The organism is Candidatus Sulfuricurvum sp. RIFRC-1 (assembly GCF_000310245.1).
GTDB lineage: Bacteria > Campylobacterota > Campylobacteria > Campylobacterales > Sulfurimonadaceae > Sulfuricurvum.
The window spans coordinates 2,255,795-2,279,323 of the sequence record NC_020505.1; the positions used below are offsets into that span (position 1 = coordinate 2,255,795).

Genomic DNA, 23,529 nt, shown 5'->3' on the forward strand with positions numbered 1-23,529 from the left:
CCTCACTGTAATAAAGGAATGATACACTATCAACAACCAATCTTCGGTTAAAGGAGAAAATCATGAACCTATTATCTCTTTATCTCGATCATCCAATCAGTAAATCAGCCCTAGAGTATTCCTTTGATTTAACCATGAACAAAGGGGTTGAAAACGGTTACTACGGCCGGAATGATACCCTGCATGCGCTCCTTGCCCCTTTTGGCGTTTTGACACTGATTGCGGATGAGAAAAAAACTATTTTGAGCGCTCTCTCAACGCTGGGCATATCGATGGAAGATGAACAAAAACTGATCACCCAAGATTACCCCATCCAAATCGATCCGAATCACCCCGAAGCGTTCAGCATCACCAATCAAGTGATTATCCTCCGAGAAGATACCGTGTTAAGCCTCAATGTCATCGCTCTGGCGATTTCGCAAAGCGTCGGATTGGAACATTACGAAAAGCGGCTCGACACCCTCTTCTCCCAAAGCCGTCGAATCGTGGCATCGATTCATCATTTCTCGATCAGCCGGCGTTCGCATCTCATGCAGTTTGCCAAACGTCTTGCCCTCACCCGCCATGATATGGTCAGTAATCTGCTGTTACTCGACAAACCCAATATTCTATGGGATAACGAAGAAGCGGAAAATCTCTATAACCGTCTTGCCTTTATCCTCGAGCTCTACGACCGTCACGAAATCGCCCTCTCCAAACTCTCTCAAATCAAAGAGGATGTCATGCTCGTTATGGACATCATCAACCACAAAAAAAGTGAATTTTTAGAATGGATCATCATTGTCCTCATCGCCGTCGAAATTGTTATGGGCATTATGGAGATGGTAAAATAAGTGTGCTACAATAAACCCCATACGATAGTAAAAAGGAGAACAGCATGAAAAAAATATTGATGTTGATGGTATTGGGTGTTTCCGCCCTCGTAGCCGCCGATGGGGCAAAGCTCTACGGAGCCAAATGTGCCGAATGTCACGGTGTAGACGGCAAAGATGCTGCCATCTCCGGCAAAGCGATCGCAGGGGATACGGCGGCATTGACAAAACTCATGGGATACAAAGCGGGAAGTTTCGGCGGTGATCAAAAAGTGACGATGCAAGCCTCTTTAGATGGTCTAAGTGACAATGATCTTAAAATTCTCGCCGCACATATCGCTACCTTAAAATAATACCCGAGGAGGAGTTTTTAAAACTTCTCTTTTCTGCGGACAAGCACTTTTATTCATTATTCTTATTTTTTCGTTACAATACTTCATAAAGCTCATCCAATAAAGAGAGTTCCTATGCAAACGATTCAACGCTATTTCCCGGATATTCAAGAGTGTATCCATGATTTCGGTATTAATCTCGAAAGTATGCATACCGGTAGCACCGATAGCCGTCTCTACACCCAAGCTCTCATCGAGCATAAACAGCTGTTTTTAGATCTTCTCCTCTCGAGCACCGAAGAAGAGATTGAAAAAAACACCCTCACGCTCGTCCAATTTACCATCGAATACGAGATATCCTACCTTTTTTTATACAGTGAGCTCATCACCGTCGCCCGAAAACTTCTCGGCACCCTTATCGAACAACAGGATTTTGAGAATATTGGTGAAATAAACCGCTATTTTGAAGGGCATGAAGATCGAATCAGTGTTTTGTACCTGCAAAAATTTCTCATGCAGCTTACCCTTAAAGGCGAACTCCGCCTCTCCCATATCGCGATCATGCCCGATAAAAAATTTATGATCCATTATGAGTCCCATATTCGTTGGATACTTAATCTGATTCACTATGTCCAAGAGAATAAATTTGACGATACCTATCCCCAACTTAACCCAAACCTCTGTGAATTTGGCCAGTGGATGCACAGCGCAACCACCACCTATCTCCTCTCAACATCCCATTTTAAAGTGATCGACAAACTCCATATCAATCTCCATGATCTGGCAGCCAATGTCATCAACTATTGCAAAAGTAAAACAGCTCGCCCTGCAACCTTGATCCATCTTATGCAGCGGATCGATTACTATTCTCTTGAGATCGGAAATGAGATTGCTTTTCTTAACGAGATCGAAGAGAGCGCCAAAGACCCGCTCACCCATCTGCTAACCCGTCGGCTGTTTGATAAAATCATGCTCAATAAGCTCGATATCTCCAAGGCAACCGGCAGAGAGTTTTCTCTGATGATGTGTGATTTGGACCATTTCAAACAGATCAACGATACCTACGGTCATGCAGTAGGAGATATCGTACTTAAACATTTTTCCGGTATTTTGGAGCAGACACTTCGTAAATCCGATTATATTTTTCGCTTCGGAGGAGAAGAGTTTATGATCTTGCTTCCCACGACAAGTAAAGAAGAGGCGCTTCTCCTTGGGCAAAAAATATGTGATATAACGGCTGAGAAAGAGGTCTTGTTGGATGAAGTATCCATCCGCTACACGGTCAGTATCGGAGTGGTCTCCGTCCTTCTTGGCAGCTCAGTACCCATCCAGCAAGATACGATAGATCAATTTGTCATGCAAGTCGATGAAAAACTCTATCTCGCGAAAGAGCGTGGACGCAATCGCGTCGAATAACGTGAACGTTTATCCTCATGCGAGGAGTTTTGCAAACTCCGCTGCCGGAACCGGCGGGCTTTTAAAATACCCCTGATACATCGTACACCCTTTTTCCCTCAAAAATTCAATCTGCTCGATACGCTCTGTCCCTTCGGCAAGAATCTGAAAGCCTAAAGCTTGCCCCATGGCAATGATCGCCGTAACGATCGCCATATCATCCGATTCAAACGGAATATCGTCCACAAAACTTTTATCGATTTTCAACACATCGATCGGAAACCGTTTGAGATACGAGAGCGATGAATACCCTGTACCGAAATCATCAATCGCCAAACGGATACCGTGAGCACGAAGGGTATGCAGCATGGCGACCGCTTCCTCTTCACGCTGCATCAAGGCACTTTCGGTCAGTTCGAGTTCAAGCCTATCCGCTGGATACCCGCTTTTTTTAAGAGCATCTTCGACCATCGCCGGAATATTTTGGTGGCGAACCTGATGGGCGGAAAGATTAACGGCTAACGTCAGACGATGCCCCTGATCAAGCCAGATTTTCCCCTGTCTGCACGTCTCATTCAGTACCCACTCCCCAATCTCTCCGATCAGTCCCGTCTCTTCGGCGATCGGGATAAAAAGGGTAGGAGAGACAAGACCTCGCACAGGACAATTCCAGCGAATCAATGCTTCGGCTCCGACAATACGACCCGTTGCGATATGCACTTGCGGCTGGTAGTAGACTTCAAATTCTTGATTCATCACCGCACGCCGTAAACGTGTTTCACACTCTATCCGCTTACGTGCCGAATCGGTCAGTTCATCCGTATAATAGTGATAGGTTCCCCGCCCCTCTGCTTTGGCTTTATAAAGTGCCGCGTCGGCATGCTGCAAAAGCTCTGACGCATCCTCTCCATGATCGGGGAATAAAACAATTCCTACGCTTGAACCGATATGAATAGACGCTCCACTGGAGAGCTTATACTCCGCTCCCAACGCCTCGATCATCTCTTCCGCTAATCGTCCTGCATCCTCAGCATGGGCTAAATGTTCCAGCACTACGGCAAATTCATCACCCCCCAAACGGCTGATAATATCCCCTTCTCGCAAGCGGGATGAAAACCTCTCTGCGACAACCTGCAACAGTTCATCTCCGGCATGGTGTCCGTAACTATCGTTAATGTCTTTGAAACGGTCCAAATCGAACATTAAGAGTGCTATTTGTGCCGTATGCCGCTTCGCCTGAACAATCGAATTTTGAAGATGTGACATTAACAAAGCACGATTCGCCAAACCCGTTAGAGGATCGTAATTTGCCAACGTTTCCAACTGTGCTTCATAACGCTTCCGTTCCGTAATATCCCGTGCAATTCCGAGCATTCCGATCACGTTTCTCGAAGCATCTTTCATCGGGACCTTTGTAACTTCGAACTGCCCCTCATAGCTTTTATCGGCAAACATCAAATACTCTTCATTATTACGCGGTTTTCCTCCCCGAATCGCCGCGTGATCGTTATCACGAAAAAATTGCGCCAATGCCGCATCCACAAAATCAAAATCGGTTTTTCCGATAATTGCGGATTCTTTTTCACCGAAGAAACGTTCAAACATAGTATTGCAGGCCAAATATTTTCCGTCTAAATCTTTTGAAAAAATCAAATCGGGAATATTGTCCAATAGGGTTCGTAAAAAAGTGCTCTGATGTGCCAGTTCTGCCTGCTGTTCTTGTAAATGTCTCTCAATCCTCTTTTGCTCGGTGATATCACGAAAAACCGCGATCATGTGTGGGACTCCGCCTAAATCAATCGCGATTACATTCACCCACACATCGATCACACTCCCATCTTTGGTACGATGCTGCGTCACAAAACTGTCTTTCCCTTCACGTTCAATCGCTTCGATATGCTGACGGGTCTCTTCGGGTGTTTCCGTCGTACAATAATCAGGAATCCCCAACAGGGCAAACTCCTCTGAATCGTATCCCAACTGCTGGTAAGCCGCTTCATTAAACTCGACCGCTCTCATGGTGCTACTCTCCAGCAGAACAACCCCATCAGGAAGGGCTTCGAACAATTTTCGAAGCTTCAACGCATTTTTTTCAATCGACTCTTTCTCGATTTTGAGCTCTTTTTTCTGCTCCCCTATTTTGCTAATCGTATCATTTTTGTGATCGATAACTCGGATTAAATATTCAAAATAGGCCCCGTGTACCGCATGAAGAACATCATGCCGGCTGAGCAGTCCTACAAGATTCCCTGTCTCATCCACAACAATCAGCTGATGAATACCGTGCGCTTCCATCAATGTTGCCGCTTCTTGGAGTGGAATCTCTTTGTGGATCAGATGGCAATCATGATGGAGGAGTTCGTTTACCATCGTCTCCCCTATCTCTTTTTGAGCACACCAGTGAGCAATATCTCTCTCCGTAACGACTCCGACAGGATGGGGACCCTCAAGAACCACCCCATAATCGCATTTACGTTCCCGCATTGCAGCTGCCGCTTCAAAAAGAGGGGTATCCAGAGCAAGAATGAGCGGCGAACTGCTCATTGCTTCGGAAACGACCTTGAATTTTCCCAGTTGTTCAAAGCCGATATGTCGTAGAAAATCCCCCTCGCTCACTACCCCCGCAAACAACCCGAGTTCATCTACAACGACCAAATGGCGATACCCTTTCTCCTCCATCAACGTATAGGCATCATGCAAATAAAGGGTATTCTCGACACAAAAAGGGTCCGTTGTCATCACTTCCGCTAAAGCGGTCTCTATGCTAATCACATCCGCAACAACACGCAGAGCATCATGCTCCGTGAAAATCCCGATCGGGCGGTTCTCCTTGTTTACGATGATAATCGAACTGATTGAGAGCTCCGTCATCATCGCCAGAGCATTTGCTATGCTCTGATCGCCCTGCAATGCTCTGGGACTCTCGGAGAGGAGCGATTTTAAGGTAATCAGCTTCACTCTCTGCTCTCGCACGCAATCGTACAGTTACGCCCTGCATCTTTGGCCGCATACATCGCATCATCCGCTCTCTCTATCGCCGTGTGGAGAGTGTCTTCACCCTTCACTTCGGTAATTCCGATGCTGCATGTCACCTGTCCGACCCCGTCGAAGTTTTCCGCTTCGAGAAGTGAGCGGATTTTTTCCGCCACACCATACCCCTCTTCGCATCCTGCATTACGGAGCAGCAAGACAAATTCCTCTCCGCCCCAACGGGCAAAAAGATCCGCTTCACGGACCGAACCGGTCACCAATGACGCAAACTGTTTAAGAACTGCATCACCGATGTTATGTCCGTGCGTGTCGTTAATCTGTTTGAAATGATCCAAATCAATCATCACCAACGCCAGTTTATTACTCTGACGCTTCAGCTGAGAAAGCTCTTTCGAAAAAAGTTCAATAAACATATGGCGATTATGGATATCTGTGAGAAGATCTTTGGTCGCAAGCTGCGTTAAATGTTGATTCTTTTGCTGGAGGATTTGGGTGATCTCTTCGAACTGTTTAAAATGATCCTGCATCAGCTGTGACCATTTGAGATACGTTCTGGAGATCAAATCCTGCTGTGTCACGATACCCGCAACATGCCCCTCATCATCGGTTACTACGATTCTCTTATAGGGGCGTTTGCGCAGATATTCCAACCCCTCATTGATCGAAGCTTTTTGGTTGAGAGTTTCGACCGGAGAAGACATGATGTCTGACACTTTCATACTGCTGTGTGCTTCATCTCCGATAAATCGAAGTATGTCTTTTGAAGTGAGGATTCCAACCGCTTCGCCCCCTTTTTGAATAATCACGCAATCACTCAGAGAATCTTTCATAAACTCCAGAATCTCCGACATAGGGGTATCCGGAGCAAAGCTTTTGTAGCCGTATTTTTTTTCAAAAATCGTGGCAATTTGAAGCGAATCGAGAATCACCTGAGGATCAACGCTCGCGACGATATCGCTGTTGGTCACCAATCCGTACAAACTTCCATCCGCATTGCAGACACAAATATGCTCGTCGATATCGTTGGTGAGATTCAGAGCGCTGACGATGTTGCTCTCTTTGTCAATCATCGGCAAAGGGCGAAGCATTACCTGAGAAAGGGGGGTTGAAAACGAGATTCCCTCCAGCTTTAAACGAATAATGTCTTTGGTCGAAATAATATGATGAAGCGTTTGATTCACAACAATAATACTGCGATGATTATGCAAATGCATTTTATTCAGGGCATCTTGAATACTCTGATGGATATCAACCGTTATCACATTTGTTGTTGCGATTAACCCAAGGGTTGGGAAAAACATAGGTATACCTTTTTGTTATGCTTCTTTATTATAACGCTAGAACTCTCAAAAAAAAGAGCTTTATACAAAATTGTTTAATGTTAAAATAATTAATAACGCAATATAATGATCAAAATTAACGAAGGATATCACCTGTTCCCATGAGTTCCCGCATGTTCTTTTCTTTTATCATCAGTAGTTTATTTTCCATTCAACCTACTGATTTCAATTGCATTTTTAATATGTGATGGAGCTTTTAGCGGTCCCTTCTCTCGTTATCGTACTGGCCTTATGGGTTGTACACTCCGTTTTTCTCAATCGCCGCTTACTCCAAAGCCAGAACCGCTATCAACAATTTTTTAATGATTCTCCCGTCGCCCATATCGTTATCGATAAAAACCATAGAATTATCGAGTGGAATGAAACAGCGGAGATCATTTTCGGCTGGGAACGTGACCAAGCAATAGGGGAAGAGATCATCGATTTTTTAGTCCCTCAATTTGACAAAGCGCACGTCTACACTATTCTCAAAAAAGCCTCAGCAGATGGGCTTAGTCACTCCAAAAATTATAATGTTACGCGCCACTACAAAGAGATCTTTTGCGAATGGCGAAACCGGTTGCTTGAGGGGACCGATGGAGAGATGTTATGTATGGCGCAAGACATCACCGTCTCCCAAAAAATCCTCGATGATTTGCATAAGCGTTCTACGGCCCTAGAGGGTGCCGGTGACGCCATTTTTTACACCGATGAAAAAGGGTTTATCGAATTCGCCAACCGAAGCTTCTTTTTCCTCAACATCAGTGATCCCGACACCGTATACGGCAATCATATCGGAACCTTTTTATTTGAAGATCGTCTCACATTTAGTACCTTAAAATCCCAATTTAATGCCGAACAAACCTGGAGAGGGCGCATTACAAAATCGTTTGAGGGAAAAAGCAAAGTCCTCAGTGTCTCGATTACCGCCATCTATCACCGCAGCCGTCTGGTCAGTTATATCGCCAATCTGCACGACATTACGGTGCTAAGTTCTCATGTTGATGCCCTCACCTACCGTGCGCAATACGACGCATTGACCGGAACCCTCAATCGAACCGCGATGAACGATCGTCTCTCCCAAGCACTCTTTCGCGCTCAACGCAACGGTAACAAGATTGCCCTCTATTTTATTGATCTCAATGATTTCAAACAAATCAATGATCAATACGGCCACGAAGCAGGAGATATACTGCTAAGAAGTATCGGGCAAAATCTTCAGGCATGCTTGCGCAATACCGATACCGTCTGTCGTTACGGAGGGGATGAATTTATTGTCATTATTGAAGACATTAAAGGAGAAAATCATTTGGATACTATTCTAGAAACCATACAAACCGCTATCTGTGAACCTATCAATATCGAAAATGAAACGATTATTTATCCCCATGCCAGTATCGGAATGGCACTTTATCCGGACGATGCCGTAGATGAAGAAAATTTAATCCGAGCGGCAGACATCTCAATGTACACCGCAAAAAAAGAGAAATACCTCAGCGTACCGGCACCAATACGCGACGCTGACAATCGCAATCGCTAAAATAGACCCATTGTTCTTCATAAACCGGCTGCGGCGTATAAACGACCGGAGAGCGTACACTGGAAACATAGGTTACAGACTCCCGTCGCGGTTCAGAGAGAGCATACCCGAGTACCCCACCGATCACGAGAGGAACAACCCAATTAGCACTATGATGTCGGCGGTCATTATGAGAATAATTCGACATTCTCATATGTCGAGGAGATTCATATCGCCCACCTCGATCATATCCTCCCCGATCATGTCCGCCTGAAGCGTACACATTTGATGTTAAAATTACTGCGGCAGTCATAACCACCATCCAAGGTTGAATCGTTTTCATAGGATACTCCTAGAGTTAAGATGGAGGTATCATGACATTTCAGTGTGAAGGAAACGTGAAATGTTTAGGATGATAATTGGGTAAAATAACATCCACTTAGGAGAAAATATGAAACTTTTTACACTTTCAGGGGTCTTAGCCCTTGCGGCGACATTGGGATGGAGTAGTCCTCAATGTTATTTGGATGGATACCCGAACCTCATCGCTTCAGCGGATGAATCGGCCATCATCCTCAAAGACGGAACACGTTTTCCTTACCACACCCAAAAACCTCAAACCTCGTGGAATGAAAAAATCGACAATGCCGATCTCGCTACCCAGTTAGAGCAACCCTATGATGCAGGGGGAATAGAGACACCCCCGCCGTATCTCTTTAGTCCGGGCCGCCTCCGCTACCAACCGTTTTTCCAAGCCCTCTACGGCAAAGATCAAAAAACCATCGAAAAAAATCTCGTCCGTATTAACTGGCCGACACTCAAAGGCTCCGTAAAACTTCCGGTTAATAAAGTGGGAGGAGTCGATAAAAAACTTTTTCTCATCGGTCAAGAGATCGCAAAACTTCCTAAAGCGGATCGCATTTGGGCGGAAGGGGCCACCACCTATTGCTATCGTGTGATCAAAGACACTGAGCGCCTATCGATGCACAGCTACGGAATCGCCATCGATTTGGCTCCGAATACGACCCAATACTGGAAAGATGAAGCTCCCTCCGAAACCGCCCGTATCGGCTACCGCAATACTATGCCGCTCTCTATTGTTCGTATTTTTGAAAAACACGGCTTTATCTGGGGAGGACGATGGTATCACTATGACACCATGCATTTTGAATACCGTCCTGAACTCTTCGCCCCTTCTTGTGCAGGGAAATAAGCGCACCATGAATCACTGGATGCAGATCGCTTACGATGAAGCGGTATTTGGGATGCTCAACAACCACGGAGGGCCATTCGGTGCACTCATTATGCGTGATGAGCTTATAATAGCTTCTGCGCATAATGAAGTGTTGCAGACCAACGATCCCACCGCTCATGCAGAGATCAATGCCATCCGAAAAGCCTCTCATATATTAGGAAAATCCGATCTCTCCGACTGTATTCTCTATACCACCTGCTATCCGTGCCCCATGTGTATGGGAGCGATTTTTTGGGCACGAATCCCTACCGTCTATTATGCTTCATCCATGGACGATGCCGCAAAAGGCGGGTTTGATGATAGGATTTTTTATACCATGATCCGCGATCCCGAAACAGCTCTTGATCTTCGAGCTGTCGATACGGAAAGAGGAAAAGAACTTTTCACAAAATGGCTCGACAAAAATGACCGAATTATCTATTGAGAATATTAATGTGACCTCATTGTAACCATAAGATTTTAAACTGCCGTACCCCCATCAAAGGTGTACGGTATGTCTTTCTCCTTTTTCGCACGGCTTTCAATACGTCAAAAGATTACCCTCATTGTCATCATGGCACAGTTGTTTGCTCTAGTCGCAATCATCATCGGCGTTATAGGGATGTATTTATCCAATACCTCATTAACGACCATCCATACCCAAAGTCTTCAACCGCTTCAGAATCTTCGCAGCTGTAAAAATTCCATCGACAAAGAGATTCTAATCACAGCAACGAACCTTTCACAAGGGACAGAAGATTTCGACTCAGCGCTGTTATCGGTCGAAAAATCCCATAAGCATTTTAAAGAACAATGGGATGCGTATCTCAAAGGTGCGGTCACACCCGAAGAAGCACAAAAGATTTCATCGGCAAAAGTAATCATAGACCGCGCCGAACGTTCTATCCTATTACTCGAACAAGCCATAAAAGATAAGCAATTGATGAGCGTGTTAGATCTGATCCAAAGTGATTTTCCCTACAGTATCACCCCCGCCAGCGAACAGCTTGACGAGCTGATCGAGTTACAGATTACCAATGCCAATAATCTCTATACTATTGCTCAAAAAGATTTTCAAAAAACGCTGTGGCTCATTCTCCTCTCATTCCCGATCGGAATGATTATCGTCCATATTGTGCTTCATTATATCACCAAATATTTACTCAAAAAAATCGCCGATCTCACTCAGATTGCACAACATCTTCGATCAGGAAATCTTCTTGAACGGATCGATTCAAACGGAAATGATGAGTTATCCACAGCGGCCAAAGATATGAATGATTCGATGCAAGAGTTGCAAAAAATGATGAGCAGCATGAAATGTTCATCCGATAACAGTATCTCCTCGGCCCAAGAACTTTACAGTGTTTGCAGAGTGATTAAACAGCGTTTGGAAACCAGCGCAACCGATATTTCTCAAAGCCATAACCATATCCTCACCCTCCAAAAAATCATTCATACCTCTACCGGCATGTCTGAAGAAACGAATACTAAAATCCAAGAAGCCTCTACGCAACTCACCCAGGCCAGTAAACAAATTACCCGGATGAATGACGATATTCATACCGTTTCCCAAACCCAACTGATTCTCTCGGATGATCTTAAAACGCTTAGCTCTCAAGCGGTAGAGGTTAAAGGGGTACTCAATATCATCGGGGACATTGCCGATCAAACCAATCTTTTAGCGCTTAATGCCGCTATCGAGGCAGCACGTGCCGGAGAACACGGAAGAGGATTCGCCGTCGTTGCCGACGAAGTACGCAAACTTGCCGAACGGACCCAAGAGAGCCTGTCAAAGATCAACCGTACCATCAGTACAATCGTCGCTGCGATCACCGATACAAGCCAAAAAATGGATAAATCGGCTACTTCGATCCAGCTGGTTTCCAAAGATTCCAATGCGGTTCAAACGATAATTCAAACCTCATCATCACTCATGACGATAGCGGCAAAGAGTATCCATCACTCCAATCAGGGACTGGTAGAACTAAATGAGGGGATGCAGTTGATTTCAACCAAAATCGATTCAATCAATGTCATTGCCACGTCCAATACAACCAGTATCTCCCAGATTACCAATGTCGCACATGGACTTGATCTCAATACCGTAGATTTAAATCAAAAGCTCCAAAAATTCCGAACTTAGCCTAAAAACTCTATCGTTTTTTCGACCGGACGACCAATCACCGCTCGATTTTCTTCGATCAAAATCGGGCGTTCAATGAGTTTAGGATATTCCGCTAACGCATCGATCAGCTTCTCCTCATCATTCACTTCTGCCAACCCTAACTCTTTATACAGATCCTCTTTCGTCCGCATCAGCTCCCGAGCTGAAATCCCTAGTTTTTTTAACAAAGCGGTAATTTCTTCTCGTGATGGGGGGGTATCAAGATATTTGAATACCTCAAAAGATCCCCCTTTCTCTTCGAGCAATTTCAACGCTTCACGTGATTTTGAACATTTCGGGTTATGCCAGATGGTTGTCACAGTATTATCCTTTTTTAGCGGTATTATAACTTCCTTCCGTCTCTACCGATAGAGATAGATTTTACTCTGGAATTTAAGCTCAACAGCTAAATTACAAGCAAATCTTATCTGACTTTATGATACGATAAAAACAATTTTGAAAAGATTCAGTTATTGAGGATTGTTTGTGCAGTTTAGATTTTTATCCCTTTATCTCATAGTTTTAACCTCACCTCTCTATGCAACCCCTTACGAATTTGGTCATGGATTCAATCTTCATGATTCTTTAACAGCGGGAGGTTATGTCTCCACTGAATTTGAATCCAATCAACAAGCAGATACTTTTACAATCGACGATGTTGCCGTTATGGCATACGGTAATATCGGATCTAATGTTTCGTATTTAGCAGAACTCGAAGCAGTCGGATTTTATCATAAACACCTTACCAATGGGAATGAAGGGGGAAGTCAAAAGTTTCATATCGAACGTTTATACATGGATATTTGGATGTCCGATACCTTTAATTTCCGCGTTGGTAAACAGATAACTCCGATCGGATATTGGAATCTTGAACCGATTAATGTTCTACGAGACACCACATCCAACCCCCTCTACAGTTCTCTTTTATTCCCGAAATTTTTGACCGGTATCGATATGAACGGCTATCTACCCCAAAGCAGTACAACCCGCTATCATCTCTTCGGCCAAGCAACCCACGATATGGATGAAGAGTATATCAATATCCCAAATACCCATTTTTACGGTTTATCCTTAGAACATGAGCTCTCCATGGAAACAAGTTTCGGCGGAAGTATCGGGGAATTTATCGCATTAAACTCGGATGAAAAAACACGTTTTTTACAAGGAAATGTAAAATACGATAACGGTTCTCTCCTCCTAAGCGCAGAAGCCATTACAGCTCAAACCGACTATCAGCATGCCAAAAGCGATCTTACCCTCAGCGGATATTTCCAAAGCGTCTATCATTTTTCAAACGAACACGCTATTGTAGGACGTTACGAATATTACGATGATCAGCATCGTGATTATAAAGACCACATCGGTATTTTCGGATACAGCTACCGTCCAATTTATCCTATCTCTATCAAAGGGGAATATCAGTGGCATTCTCAAGAAAATGAGAACCGTACCCTACTCTCCTTTTCGGTACTCTTCTGATGAAAAAATTGTTGATTTTTTACTTTCTTTATGGGAGTTTATTCGGTGCGGAGTACAGTATTATTATCTCTAAAAAGATCACTCTTTCAGAAATTACGTCCCAACAAATACGGGATCTCTTTTTGATGAAACGTCACGCCATCGGGAATCAAAAGATCATTCCGCTCAATCTACTCGGTCAAGACCCTTCTCGAATTACATTCGAAAATGAAATTTTAAAAATGGATCGAGACCGTCTAAATACCTACTGGGTCAAACAGCATTTCCAAGGGCTAACCCCTCCCATTACTCAGCCTTCTCATGAATCCATCAAAGCATTCGTCCAAAATGTCGAAGGAGCAATCGGGTACATCCCCTCCTCGATGGTTGATTCGAGTGTAAAGGTCATTTATGAGTTTTAAACTCAAAACGATTCTTCTCTTTCTAGCGGTCAGCCTCATCCCCTACGCTCTAACTATGTTTTTGGTAGGCAACTCGTTCCGTCAGGAACTCTACGATGCCGTTACGCAGGAGATGAATACCCAACTGCACTTGAGTGTTGAACGTATCGACCAACATCTGCTAACGCTGCACAATGATATGGCATTCCTAGCAAAATCGGATATCATGAACGATGTTTATACCAAAGACTTAGATCGACGTATCAGTAATGCGTTGTTATCGAAAAAAAATGATCTAAAAATAGTGGGGGATTTTTATCTTACCGACCCCCATGGGATGATTATCGCTTCCAGTGATTTCAATACGATTGGAAAAACAAACCGTTTCAAATCTTTTTTGAGCGTTAACGTCTACTCGACATTCTCAACGCAACCGATCGGGATACTCCATGTACGCTATCCGGTAGAAAATTTCAAACGCTTTTTTTCCAATACGCAACAAAGACACTATTACATTCAGCATGCCGATGGAACGACATCCCTACGTCCTTCTCTTTTTCAGGATTCTCTCAAAGTATCCAAAACACTTAAAAATGCTCCCGATCTCACCGTCGTCTTGGAAGAGAAAAAAGAATTTGCCTATCGTCTTTTGTACAAATACGAACTATGGTTTATCCTCTTCTTGCTCGGCGGTGCTGTTTTTATTGCACTTGCCGCTTATTTCATCGCAACGCATTTGATCAAACCGATCATGACCCTCTCCAATACCGCTAAAAAAATTACCCGTACACGCGACTACACCCAGCAAGTACACATTAAACGAGACGATGAAATCGGAGAGCTTTCACGATCTTTCAATACCATGATCAGCGGAATGGGTCATGCCCTAAACGAAATCACCGATCTTAACCAAGAAATCGAAGAGACCCAAAGAGAAGTCGTCTTTACGATGGGTTCTATCGGGGAAAGCCGCTCCAAGGAGACAGGAAATCACGTCAAAAGGGTGGCAGAATATTCCAAACTTCTCGCATTGTATTACGGATTGGATGAAGAGGAAGCGGAAATGCTCAAACAGGCTTCTCCGATGCACGATATCGGAAAAGTCGCCATCCCCGATGCGGTTTTGAACAAACCGGGACGTTTTGACGAAGAGGAGCGACGCATCATGGATACCCACGCCGCCTTAGGGTATGAGATGCTTAAACACTCCAACAGAGCCCTGCTCCAAGCCGCCGCCATTGTTGCCCATGAACATCATGAGAAATGGGACGGTAGCGGTTATCCTAAAAGATTAAAAGAAGAAGAGATCCATATCTATGGGCGTATCACAGCGCTCGCCGATGTATTTGATGCACTTGGAAGCGACCGTGTTTATAAAAAAGCGTGGGATGATGAGCGAATTTTTTCCCTCTTCAAAGAGGAGAGAGGACGGCACTTCGATCCTCATCTCGTTGACATCTTTTTTGAGCGATTAGGTGAGTTTCTCGCCATTCGCGAAACCTTTAAAGATACTCACGAAGCCCAAGAATAAGACTCCTAATTAATACTATTAACATTTCATTCTTGCTTTATTGATTCTATTGCTATAAGATATGCTTATCACAACAGAAAAGGTAAAAAAATGAAAAAAATTATATTGGTGTTTTTACTATCCATAGGTGCTTTGTTTGCTGCACCGCTTAATACGAGCGGTAAAGCCTCGGACATAACGGTAAAAATACAATCTGACAAAGATTTAATGGTAGGGCAAAACAATCTGACGATTACCCTAACCAAAGAGGGTAAACCGCTTGCCCCAAAATCGGTAGAAATCAAAGCGTTTATGCCTGAAATGCCGGGGATGCCGGAGATGAGTGATAAAATGAATTTAAAAGGGAAGAGTGGTATTTATAAAGGCTCTCTTAACTTTGCTATGAGTGGCACATGGCAAGTTTCTGTAACCATAGTAGATACGGATGGCAAACGAAAACGATACAAAACTTCAGTCAGTTTGTAGTTATGAACAAGGTTATCTTGGCGCTTCTTTGTGCAGGTGTATTAAATGCTCAAACGTTTGATGCGTTCATAGCCGATGTTCTCGTGCAGAATCCTGAGATCAAGGCACTTGAGGCCGAAGTAAAAGCGGCGCAGGAGGATGCAAAGATCGCGGGTAAACTGGACAACCCTCAACTCGATGTACAAGTAACCAACATAGACTTTACCAATCCTACCAAACGAAATATCGAACCTATGCAGCAGGTAATGATTGGCATATCACAAAACATCCCCCTTACAGCGAAACTAAGTGTAAAAAAAGAGGTAAAAGAATTAGTTGCCAAATCTTTAGAACACACGGTGTCACAAAAAAAGCTAAATCTTGAATTTGCTCTTAAACAAAGCGGTTACGATCTAGCAAAAGCAAAAGAAACCAAAAAAACATACGACAAATATTTGCAAACACTTAAATTTGCATTGGAACTTTTGAGAGCTTCCAATACTGTTGGAAATACAGTTCATAACGAACTTATTCGAGGTGATATGGAAATCGCCTTTTTTATGCGCAAAATGATCGATTTGGAAAGCGAAGAGAAAACTCAACTTAGAAAGCTTCAAAGTTTTGGGGTAAAAGTGGAGAAAGAGATTCAGATACCATTTTCAGTACCGAATACTGACGTTAAATCCATAGTCATAGAGGACTCAAAAGAGTACGCCTCTCTCAATACGACGGTTGATTCATTAGGAAAAGAGTTACAGAGCGAGAAACTCTCACAAATACCGGACATAGGGCTAAGCCTAGGGTATGCCAGCGCTGATTCTGAATTTCGTAATTATTGGTTTTTTGGAGTCAGCATCCCACTGCAAATATACGGCAGAGAAGATGCCCTAATCAAGAAGACACAATACGAATTAAGCGCCAAAATAGAGGAAGGTGAAAATCTTAAGAATACCCTTTCGTATGAACTTGACAGCTCCAAAATAAAGTTAGAAAGTGCGCAAAAAAACTACGCATTAACCGATAAAATTCTAAAAACGCAACTCTCACACTTACTCGAATCAGCCCTTGCATCACTCAAAACAACCGATTCGTCGAAAGCGTATGTCATAAGTGCCATAAAAGATGCCCTTAGCCTTGAATTAGAGTTGATAAACTACACCTATGACGCCAATATTGCTCTCGCACAAATCAAAAAACTTAGCGGAGAAGAACTATGAAAAAAGCCCTTTTGCTTACGATCCTCATCGTTACCGTATATGCACAGAACTACAAAATATCAACCGTTAAGGTCCAAGAAACACACAACATACCCCAAAAAGAATTTTTTGCAAAAACCTCTTTTAAAGAAGCATCTACAAAAGAAATCACCCTAAAGTTTTCAGGTTTTGTCGAAAAGATATCGGTAGATGAAAAGTATGCAAAAGTCTCGAAGGGTTCTTTACTTTTTACTGTGTACAGTCCTGAAATTTTAGCATTAAAAGAGGAACTCATAAAAACAGCAGAGTATGTCGAAAAATCAAAAGCGTTTGAGGATGAGACTTTTTCAAAAACGGCACTATCGTTACTTGAATCAACAAAGCAAAGACTCGCGCTACTGGGTGTTTCAAACGCAGACATCGCCAAAACCCTCTCCTCCAAAACCGCGTCCAAAACAGTTGCCGTATACTCCCCCTACAACGGTACAGTAGTGGAAAAATCTCTATTTGCCGGCTCGTTCGCAGAAGCAGGTAAACCGCTCATGAGACTCGCCGATACCTCGACGCTTTGGGTAGATATCAAAATATACGAACGTGATATTCCTACACTGCAAAAAGGCTCTACCGTACTCCTGAGCTTTAACGGGGCATCTAAAACCTACAAGGCAAAGATCAGCCAAATTCTTCCCGAAATCAATGAGAACGACAGGAGCCTAACCGCTCGTGCAAGCCTGCAAAACGATGGACACTTGGTCGCCAATATGTTTGCCAAAGCCCGTATTGAATCCAAGGGGGGGAGGATTTTGGCGCTCCCGAAAACTGCCGTACTTGAGCGGGGTAAAAAGCAGTTTGTTTTCGTCAAAGTCGATAATAAATTCGAACCGCTGGAAATAACGGCTAAAAAGATAGATGCTTATACGTATCAAATAGTAGACGGTATCACGCAAGGTGAAGAGGTGGCTAACAATGCGTTGTTCATGCTTGATGCTGACGCTAAAATAAACGGGTTATACTAAGATGATAGAAAAAATTATTGAGTTTTCACTCAAAAACCGAATTTTTATCTTTTTACTTTTTACCCTTTTATCTCTAGCCTCCTTTTGGGGGGTAAAAAATGCCTCTTTCGATGCTTTGCCTGATCTCACTCCGCCACAGGTTGTTATCGAGGTTAAATGGGAAGGACAAAGCCCGCAAATCATAGAGAAGCAGGTTACCTACCCGCTAACAACCTCATTTTTATCTTTGGCCAATGTCGAAACGGTCAGAGGATTTAGCGGATTTTCAACGGCACTGATCTATGTTGTCTTCAAAGACAAAACAGACTTGTATTTCGCTCGAACAAGGGTGCTCGAAAAGCTCAGCCAAAGCATAAAATCGTTTCCGAAAGACGCCTCAGTAACGCTGGGGCCGGATGCCACGGGTGTTGGCTGGGTATACCAATACGCCCTTACCTCCGCGACATTAAATCTAGCCGATATGCGAAGTTATCAAGACTATTTTCTCCGTTTCGGACTGCTTTCAGTACCGGGCGTCAGTGAAGTAGGAAGTATCGGGGGTTTCGTCAAAAATTATGAAATCACCGCAGATCAAAATGCGCTGGTTAACTACAATCTCTCCATCTTGGATATCTCAAATGCCATAGAAAAAACGAACGTCTCAGATGGTGCGCGGGTTGTACTGCGAAATGGCTTTGAAAATATGGTGCAAACCAGCGGATACTATGCAAACGAGGAGGAGATACTTAATACACCGCTCCTTGCCAACAATGGTCTCTCCTTGAGTATACGCGATGTTGCAAGCGTAAATCTTACCCCTTCGGAGCGAAGAGGAGTTGCGGATCTAAACGGAGAGGGCGAGACGGTAGGGGGTATCGTTATCGCCAGAATAGGAGAAAATGCCTATAAAGTCATAGCAGATGTCAAAGAAAAGCTAAAAACACTTACCGGCCCGGATGTAACGATCGTACCCGTCTACGACCGAAGTGAATTAATTGAAAAAGCGGTTGATACCCTCAAAAGAGCCCTTATCGAAGAAGCGATCGCTGTCGCCATCATCGTTGCAATTTTTCTCGGACACACAGGAAGTATTGCCGTTATCGTCCTCACCCTTCCGCTTACTATCGGGCTTACTTTTTTAGCGATGACATCGTTTGGAATGAGCTCGAATATCATGAGTCTTGGAGGAATAGCCATTGCGATAGGTGCCATGGTAGATGCGTCCATCGTCCTCGTTGAAAATGCCCATAAGCATATCATTGAAAAAAGGAAACAGGGGCTAGCGCTCACCTATGCCATCAAACTTGACGCGATATTAGAAAGCTCAAAGCAAGTAGGACGCCCGATCTTCTTTGCACTCATGCTCGTTATCGTAAGCTTCATGCCGATCTTTGCACTGACGGGTCAGGAGGGAGCGCTCTTTTCGCCAATGGCATTTACCAAAAGTTTTGCTATGCTTTTTGGTGCCATTATCGCCATTACCCTCACTCCGGCACTAATGACCATATTTTTAAATGATAAGATTAAAGCAGAAGAAGATTCACGGATAAACAGCTTTTTTATAAAGCACTACGAGACTTTACTGCGTAAAATTATGGGCTACAAAAAGACGGCTTTAATACTATTTATCGGCACTATGGTGCTCTCCTACCCGTTATACAACACTCTTAAATGGGAGTTTATGCCTAAACTTTCCGAAGAAGTTTTCATGTATATGCCTGTTGCACCTATGGGTATTAGCGTCGATTTGGCATCAAGTATTACCCAGAAAACAGACCAAATTATCAAAAAATTCCCAGAAGTCCAAACCGTATTCGGTAAAGCCGGACGAGCGGATACGGCGACCGACTCCGCTCCCCTCGCGATGATAGAAACCATTATCACGCTAAAGCCGAAAGATCAGTGGAGAGCCGGAATGAGCGAAGAGAAGCTGATGGAGGAGATGGACAAAGCACTTCAAATCGAAGGGCTGACAAATTCATGGACCTACCCCATCCGAGGGCGTATAGATATGCTCATTACGGGTATTAGGACACCGCTTGGTATAAAAGTTTACGGTCAAAATTTTGAGGATATTGAAAAATACTCGAACGAAATCAGTAAAGCGCTCAACAAACTGGAAGGAAGTTCGGCAGTATTTGCCGAAAAGGCTGCTACGGGATATTATCTCGATATTAAACCCAAGGACGATATGATAGCCCAATACGGGCTGAACAGAGACGAAATATTCAAGACTATAGCACTAAGCGTAGGTGGATCAAGTGTTTCCACGATGATCCAAGGAACACACAGATACCCTATATCTGTAAGGCTGGATGCCTCAGCAAGGGGTGACATAGAAGCGATCAAAAACATCCTCATCAAAACCGAATTAGGACAACATGTTCTCTCGGATTTCGCCGACATCAGCTACATAGAAGCACCGGGGGAGATAAAAACCGAAAAAGCGCTGCCGGTCGGCTACATCTATATCATGCCAAAAGAGACGATAACCCCCTCTGAGTATAAGCAAGTAGCACAAAAAGTGATAGAAACAATCAAAGTACCGCAAGGTATCCGGTATGAATGGACAGGACAGAGTGAATATCTCGAAAGCGCCAAAAAAACGCTGATTCTTATTGCTCCGATCAGTCTGCTTCTTACCTTTATGCTGATTTTCGCCTCGATTAGGGATATACGTCTTACGGCGCTCGTCTTTTTTACCCTTCCGTTTAGTTTCGTAGGCGGTCTGCTTGCTGTAAAGCTACTGGGATTTTCTATGAGTATCGCCGTAATAGTCGGATTCTTAGCCCTTCTTGGGGTTGCGGCAGAAACTGCCATCGTGATGCTTATATACCTCAAAGAAGCCGTTGATGAAAAAAGACTGGAAGGCAAAAGAGAATACGTTTCATTGCTGAATGCGTGCATAGACGGTGCGGCCAAGAGAATACGGCCTAAGCTGATGACAGTTTTTAGTCTTATGGCAGGACTTATGCCATTGCTCTACATCAAAGGGGTAGGAAGCGAAATAATGGGACGAATAGCGGCCCCAATGCTTGGCGGATTGATCACATCGACATTATTGACCTTAATTCTAATTCCGATTTTTTATCTTTGGATTGTCAAGAAAGAGTTTCTAAAGGATGAGAAAACGAAACCATAGAAGCTCTTAAGCTTTACTTCCCATTGATCATCCGCGATACCAAACCGCTTTGATCTTTTTTCTCGGCAAGTATCACGCCGATGATATGGAGTGCGATGAAAGCAAATATTGCCCAGCCTAAGACCAGATGTAATGTCTCAACATTCTCTTTGGCTTCACCGGTAATCTTGTAATAGAGCGCCAAACCGCTGAGAGACATAATCGCCATCACCCCATATACCGCTCGATAAAGGAGATATACCTTTTGCATGGCAGGATTATCATCGAACCCGAATCCGTTTTTGACCACTATCGCCAATCTCCATACTAATAAAACGGCAACCGCAATTCCTAAATAGATGTGCCAATCCCACATCGGTGAACGGACTGCTTTGCCGATCATCACTGCCTGCTCATCGGTGACAATAGTCCCAAGCTCAGCCATTTTGGCTTGTACGATTGCACCGATATTTGCCTTGTGCATAACACTCTCTCTCAACACAACGGTGATAAAAAGTCCGAATACTGCAATGGCATTCAACCAATGCCAGATTCTAAATGAGGGTGAAAAATGGCGCATAACAACTCCTGTTTTAGTTTTTCTATTATAGACGGATTAAGATACTGGAGTGTTAACACTTTGTCAATCTGAAAATGATTATTTTCAGATTGTTTAAAATTTTGTAGAAATTATTTAGCACAATTAATTTAGTTTTTCTTATAATATACGAGTGTATGATTTACCCATCCAGAATCAGGAGTTCCTTATGAAACCTTTACTTATCGCCCTTAGTTTTTTGACTATTACAGCATTCGCTTGCTCTAACCCTTCCAACAGTTGCGGTGGGAGATATAAGAATACACCCCCGTTGATCGAACCGATCACCTATGCATTGGATCAAATGGGGATGGGGGAGAACGGCGATATTCGAACCGCTATCCATCTTTATAAAAAAGAGGTTCGTTCATTAACCCCTTTGATCCCTACCGAAGCATTCCAAGGCGGTAATTTCAATCCGGGGGCTTACGCACTAAACTCGCCCGATGCAAAAGCACTCAAAGCGCAAATCGATCTCTTAGACACCATTTATCTGGTTTTAAATGATGAGCAAAAAAAACAATTTCCGACCCTCATAGGGATGTATCAACACCATATGAAATTTATCACTTCCCCTCAAATGTGCGACAGTGCGAAAAAAGGGTGTGATAACGACAAAAGCAAATCGTGCGGAGCAAAAAGTTGCGATACCCCTAAAAGTGTCAAACCAACTCCAAAACGCTAAGACTCGATATGGTATAATCGCGCCATTATTTAGACCCTTAAAAGGTAACTCTTATGCGCCAAACCATTACTGAAAAAATCTTCTCCGAGCACGTCGGACGCACCGTTTATGCCGGTGAAATCGTCCGCTCACCGATCGATATGGTCATCGGAAACGACATCACCACCCCCATCTCGATCAAAGCGTTCGAAGATTCGGGTGCAACAAAGCTTGCCAACCCTGAGGGGTTCTCCATCGTTTTGGATCACTTTATCCCTGCCAAAGATATCGCATCAGCGAACCAAGCGCGCATCAGCCGTGATTTCGCTAAAAAATATCAAATGAAACACTTTTTCGATGAAAAAGACATGGGAATCGAACACGCATTGCTTCCGGAAAAAGGGTTGGTTATCCCGGGTGACGTCATCATCGGTGCCGACTCCCACACCTGTACTCACGGTGCATTGGGAGCATTCTCGACAGGGATGGGTTCAACTGACCTCGCGTTTGCAATGATCACCGGAGGAAACTGGTTCAAAGTTCCTGAATCTATCAAAGTAGTATTAAGTGGAAAACCGGGAACCTATACAACGGGGAAAGACATTATCCTCGAAGTTATCCGCATGATCGGGGTTGACGGCGCACTCTACCGCACGCTCGAATTCGTCGGGAGCACGATCCCTTACCTCACGATGGATGATCGTTTCAGTATGTGCAACATGGCGATCGAAGCGGGGGCGAAAAGCGGGATCGTGGCGTATGATGAGATCACGGCAGAGTTCCTAGCCGATAAACCTCTCGCACGTGAACCGAAGATCCATTACTCTGACGAAGATGCAACGTATGTTCAAATCCTTGAAATCGATGTTGCTGCGCTCGAACCTGTTATCGCCTATCCGTTCTTGCCATCCAACGGTCACAGCCTCAGCCAAGCTGTCTCTGATCAGATCAAAATCGATCAGGCATTTATCGGAAGCTGTACCAACGGTCGTTTGAGTGATCTTAAAATCGCCGCTGAAATTCTTAACGGCAAACGCGTTCATCCGGATGTCCGTCTTATCGTCACACCGGGGACACAGCGTATCGCACGTGAAGCGACAAAACTCGGATACATGGATATCATCATCGATGCGGGCGGCGTTGTCTCCAACCCGACGTGCGGTGCATGTTTGGGTGGATATATGGGTATCTTAGGTGATAACGAAGTTGCGGTTGCAACCACCAACCGCAACTTTGTCGGACGTATGGGCTCACGCAGCTCGAAAGTCTATCTCGCCAATTCTGCCGTGGCTGCCGCTTCGGCAATTACAGGATATATCACTGATCCTGCAACCATAAGTTAAGAAATTTTC

The 23,529-nt window shown here is 44.0% G+C and carries 20 protein-coding genes and 2 pseudogenes; 17 read left to right on the forward strand and 5 right to left on the reverse strand.

Annotated elements, in window-relative coordinates; all coding sequences use genetic code 11:
• Positions 1–62 precede the first annotated feature (62 nt).
• The 3 genes from B649_RS11500 to B649_RS11510 all read left to right on the forward strand — a co-directional run bounded on the left by B649_RS11500 (position 63) and on the right by B649_RS11510 (position 2,560).
• A complete protein-coding gene (locus B649_RS11500; RefSeq protein WP_015654693.1) occupies positions 63–833 on the forward strand; it encodes an RMD1 family protein in 771 nt (256 codons plus the stop codon).
• Between the two features lie 44 nt (positions 834–877).
• Complete coding sequence (locus B649_RS11505; protein ID WP_015654694.1) at positions 878–1,165, forward strand: c-type cytochrome; 288 nt, start codon at positions 878–880, stop codon at positions 1,163–1,165.
• Between the two features lie 114 nt (positions 1,166–1,279).
• Positions 1,280–2,560 carry a sensor domain-containing diguanylate cyclase gene (locus tag B649_RS11510; protein ID WP_015654695.1) on the forward strand — a complete coding sequence of 427 codons (1,281 nt, stop codon included), beginning with the start codon at positions 1,280–1,282 and terminating at the stop codon, positions 2,558–2,560.
• Between the two features lie 15 nt (positions 2,561–2,575).
• On the opposite strand, the gene B649_RS11515 is transcribed toward B649_RS11510, so the two are convergent.
• Complete coding sequence (locus B649_RS11515; protein WP_015654696.1) at positions 2,576–5,497, reverse strand: EAL domain-containing protein; 2,922 nt, start codon at positions 5,495–5,497, stop codon at positions 2,576–2,578.
• Positions 5,494–6,831 carry a diguanylate cyclase gene (locus B649_RS12370; protein ID WP_015654697.1) on the reverse strand — a complete coding sequence of 446 codons (1,338 nt, stop codon included), beginning with the start codon at positions 6,829–6,831 and terminating at the stop codon, positions 5,494–5,496. Before B649_RS12370 ends, B649_RS11515 begins: the two co-directional genes overlap by 4 nt.
• Before the next feature lie 226 nt (positions 6,832–7,057).
• On the opposite strand from B649_RS12370, the gene B649_RS12375 reads away from it, so the two are divergent.
• The gene (locus tag B649_RS12375; protein WP_051013671.1) at positions 7,058–8,389 is read left to right on the forward strand and encodes a diguanylate cyclase; all 1,332 of its coding nucleotides are present in this window, start codon (positions 7,058–7,060) and stop codon (positions 8,387–8,389) included.
• Here the strand turns inward: B649_RS12375 and B649_RS12665 are convergent.
• Positions 8,343–8,711 (reverse strand): hypothetical protein, encoded by a 369-nt coding sequence (locus B649_RS12665; protein ID WP_291750904.1) that lies wholly within the window; start codon positions 8,709–8,711, stop codon positions 8,343–8,345. The genes B649_RS12375 and B649_RS12665 overlap by 47 nt on opposite strands.
• 108 nt (positions 8,712–8,819) lie before the next feature.
• Here B649_RS12665 and B649_RS11530 point away from each other — a divergent pair, with 108 nt between their 5' ends.
• The 3 genes from B649_RS11530 to B649_RS11540 all read left to right on the forward strand — a co-directional run bounded on the left by B649_RS11530 (position 8,820) and on the right by B649_RS11540 (position 11,748).
• Entirely contained in the window at positions 8,820–9,581 is a 762-nt protein-coding gene (locus B649_RS11530; RefSeq protein ID WP_015654700.1) for a M15 family metallopeptidase, read from the forward strand.
• Between the two features lie 7 nt (positions 9,582–9,588).
• A complete protein-coding gene (locus B649_RS11535) occupies positions 9,589–10,047 on the forward strand; it encodes a nucleoside deaminase (protein ID WP_015654701.1) in 459 nt (152 codons plus the stop codon).
• 69 nt (positions 10,048–10,116) lie between these two features.
• Complete coding sequence (locus B649_RS11540) at positions 10,117–11,748, forward strand: methyl-accepting chemotaxis protein (protein ID WP_015654702.1); 1,632 nt, start codon at positions 10,117–10,119, stop codon at positions 11,746–11,748.
• On the opposite strand, the gene arsC is transcribed toward B649_RS11540, so the two are convergent.
• Positions 11,745–12,089 carry an arsenate reductase (glutaredoxin) gene (gene arsC, locus B649_RS11545; RefSeq protein ID WP_015654703.1) on the reverse strand — a complete coding sequence of 115 codons (345 nt, stop codon included), beginning with the start codon at positions 12,087–12,089 and terminating at the stop codon, positions 11,745–11,747. The two genes, B649_RS11540 and arsC, sit on opposite strands and share 4 nt — an antisense overlap.
• Positions 12,090–12,255: 166 nt before the next feature.
• On the opposite strand from arsC, the gene B649_RS11550 reads away from it, so the two are divergent.
• From B649_RS11550 to B649_RS11580, 8 genes and pseudogenes are all read left to right on the forward strand, one after another.
• Positions 12,256–13,248: a hypothetical protein gene (locus B649_RS11550; protein ID WP_015654704.1), complete on the forward strand. Its 993-nt coding sequence runs from the start codon at positions 12,256–12,258 to the stop codon at positions 13,246–13,248.
• A complete protein-coding gene (locus tag B649_RS11555; protein ID WP_015654705.1) occupies positions 13,248–13,649 on the forward strand; it encodes a hypothetical protein in 402 nt (133 codons plus the stop codon). Before B649_RS11550 ends, B649_RS11555 begins: the two co-directional genes overlap by 1 nt.
• A gap of 730 nt (positions 13,650–14,379) precedes the next feature.
• Positions 14,380–14,436 (forward strand): annotated as a pseudogene (locus B649_RS12670) (hypothetical protein); the annotation flags it as partial.
• 78 nt (positions 14,437–14,514) lie between these two features.
• A pseudogene (locus tag B649_RS11560) lies at positions 14,515–15,159 on the forward strand (HD domain-containing phosphohydrolase); the annotation flags it as partial.
• Between the two features lie 90 nt (positions 15,160–15,249).
• Positions 15,250–15,624 carry a FixH family protein gene (locus B649_RS11565; RefSeq protein ID WP_015654707.1) on the forward strand — a complete coding sequence of 125 codons (375 nt, stop codon included), beginning with the start codon at positions 15,250–15,252 and terminating at the stop codon, positions 15,622–15,624.
• A 2-nt stretch (positions 15,625–15,626) separates the two neighbouring features.
• Positions 15,627–16,820: a TolC family protein gene (locus B649_RS11570; protein ID WP_015654708.1), complete on the forward strand. Its 1,194-nt coding sequence runs from the start codon at positions 15,627–15,629 to the stop codon at positions 16,818–16,820.
• Positions 16,817–17,815, forward strand: a complete 999-nt coding sequence (locus tag B649_RS11575) for an efflux RND transporter periplasmic adaptor subunit (protein WP_015654709.1) — start codon at positions 16,817–16,819, stop codon at positions 17,813–17,815. The genes B649_RS11570 and B649_RS11575 overlap by 4 nt, the downstream gene beginning before the upstream one ends.
• A gap of 1 nt (position 17,816) precedes the next feature.
• Positions 17,817–20,936 carry a CusA/CzcA family heavy metal efflux RND transporter gene (locus B649_RS11580; RefSeq protein ID WP_015654710.1) on the forward strand — a complete coding sequence of 1,040 codons (3,120 nt, stop codon included), beginning with the start codon at positions 17,817–17,819 and terminating at the stop codon, positions 20,934–20,936.
• 13 nt (positions 20,937–20,949) lie between these two features.
• On the opposite strand, the gene B649_RS11585 is transcribed toward B649_RS11580, so the two are convergent.
• Complete coding sequence (locus B649_RS11585; protein WP_015654711.1) at positions 20,950–21,495, reverse strand: cytochrome b/b6 domain-containing protein; 546 nt, start codon at positions 21,493–21,495, stop codon at positions 20,950–20,952.
• Positions 21,496–21,682: 187 nt separating this feature from the next.
• On the opposite strand from B649_RS11585, the gene B649_RS11590 reads away from it, so the two are divergent.
• Together B649_RS11590 and B649_RS11595 are read left to right on the forward strand one after the other, a co-directional pair.
• The gene (locus B649_RS11590; protein WP_015654712.1) at positions 21,683–22,198 is read left to right on the forward strand and encodes a hypothetical protein; all 516 of its coding nucleotides are present in this window, start codon (positions 21,683–21,685) and stop codon (positions 22,196–22,198) included.
• 53 nt (positions 22,199–22,251) lie between these two features.
• A complete protein-coding gene (locus B649_RS11595; RefSeq protein WP_015654713.1) occupies positions 22,252–23,520 on the forward strand; it encodes a 3-isopropylmalate dehydratase large subunit in 1,269 nt (422 codons plus the stop codon).
• Positions 23,521–23,529: the final 9 nt, after the last annotated feature.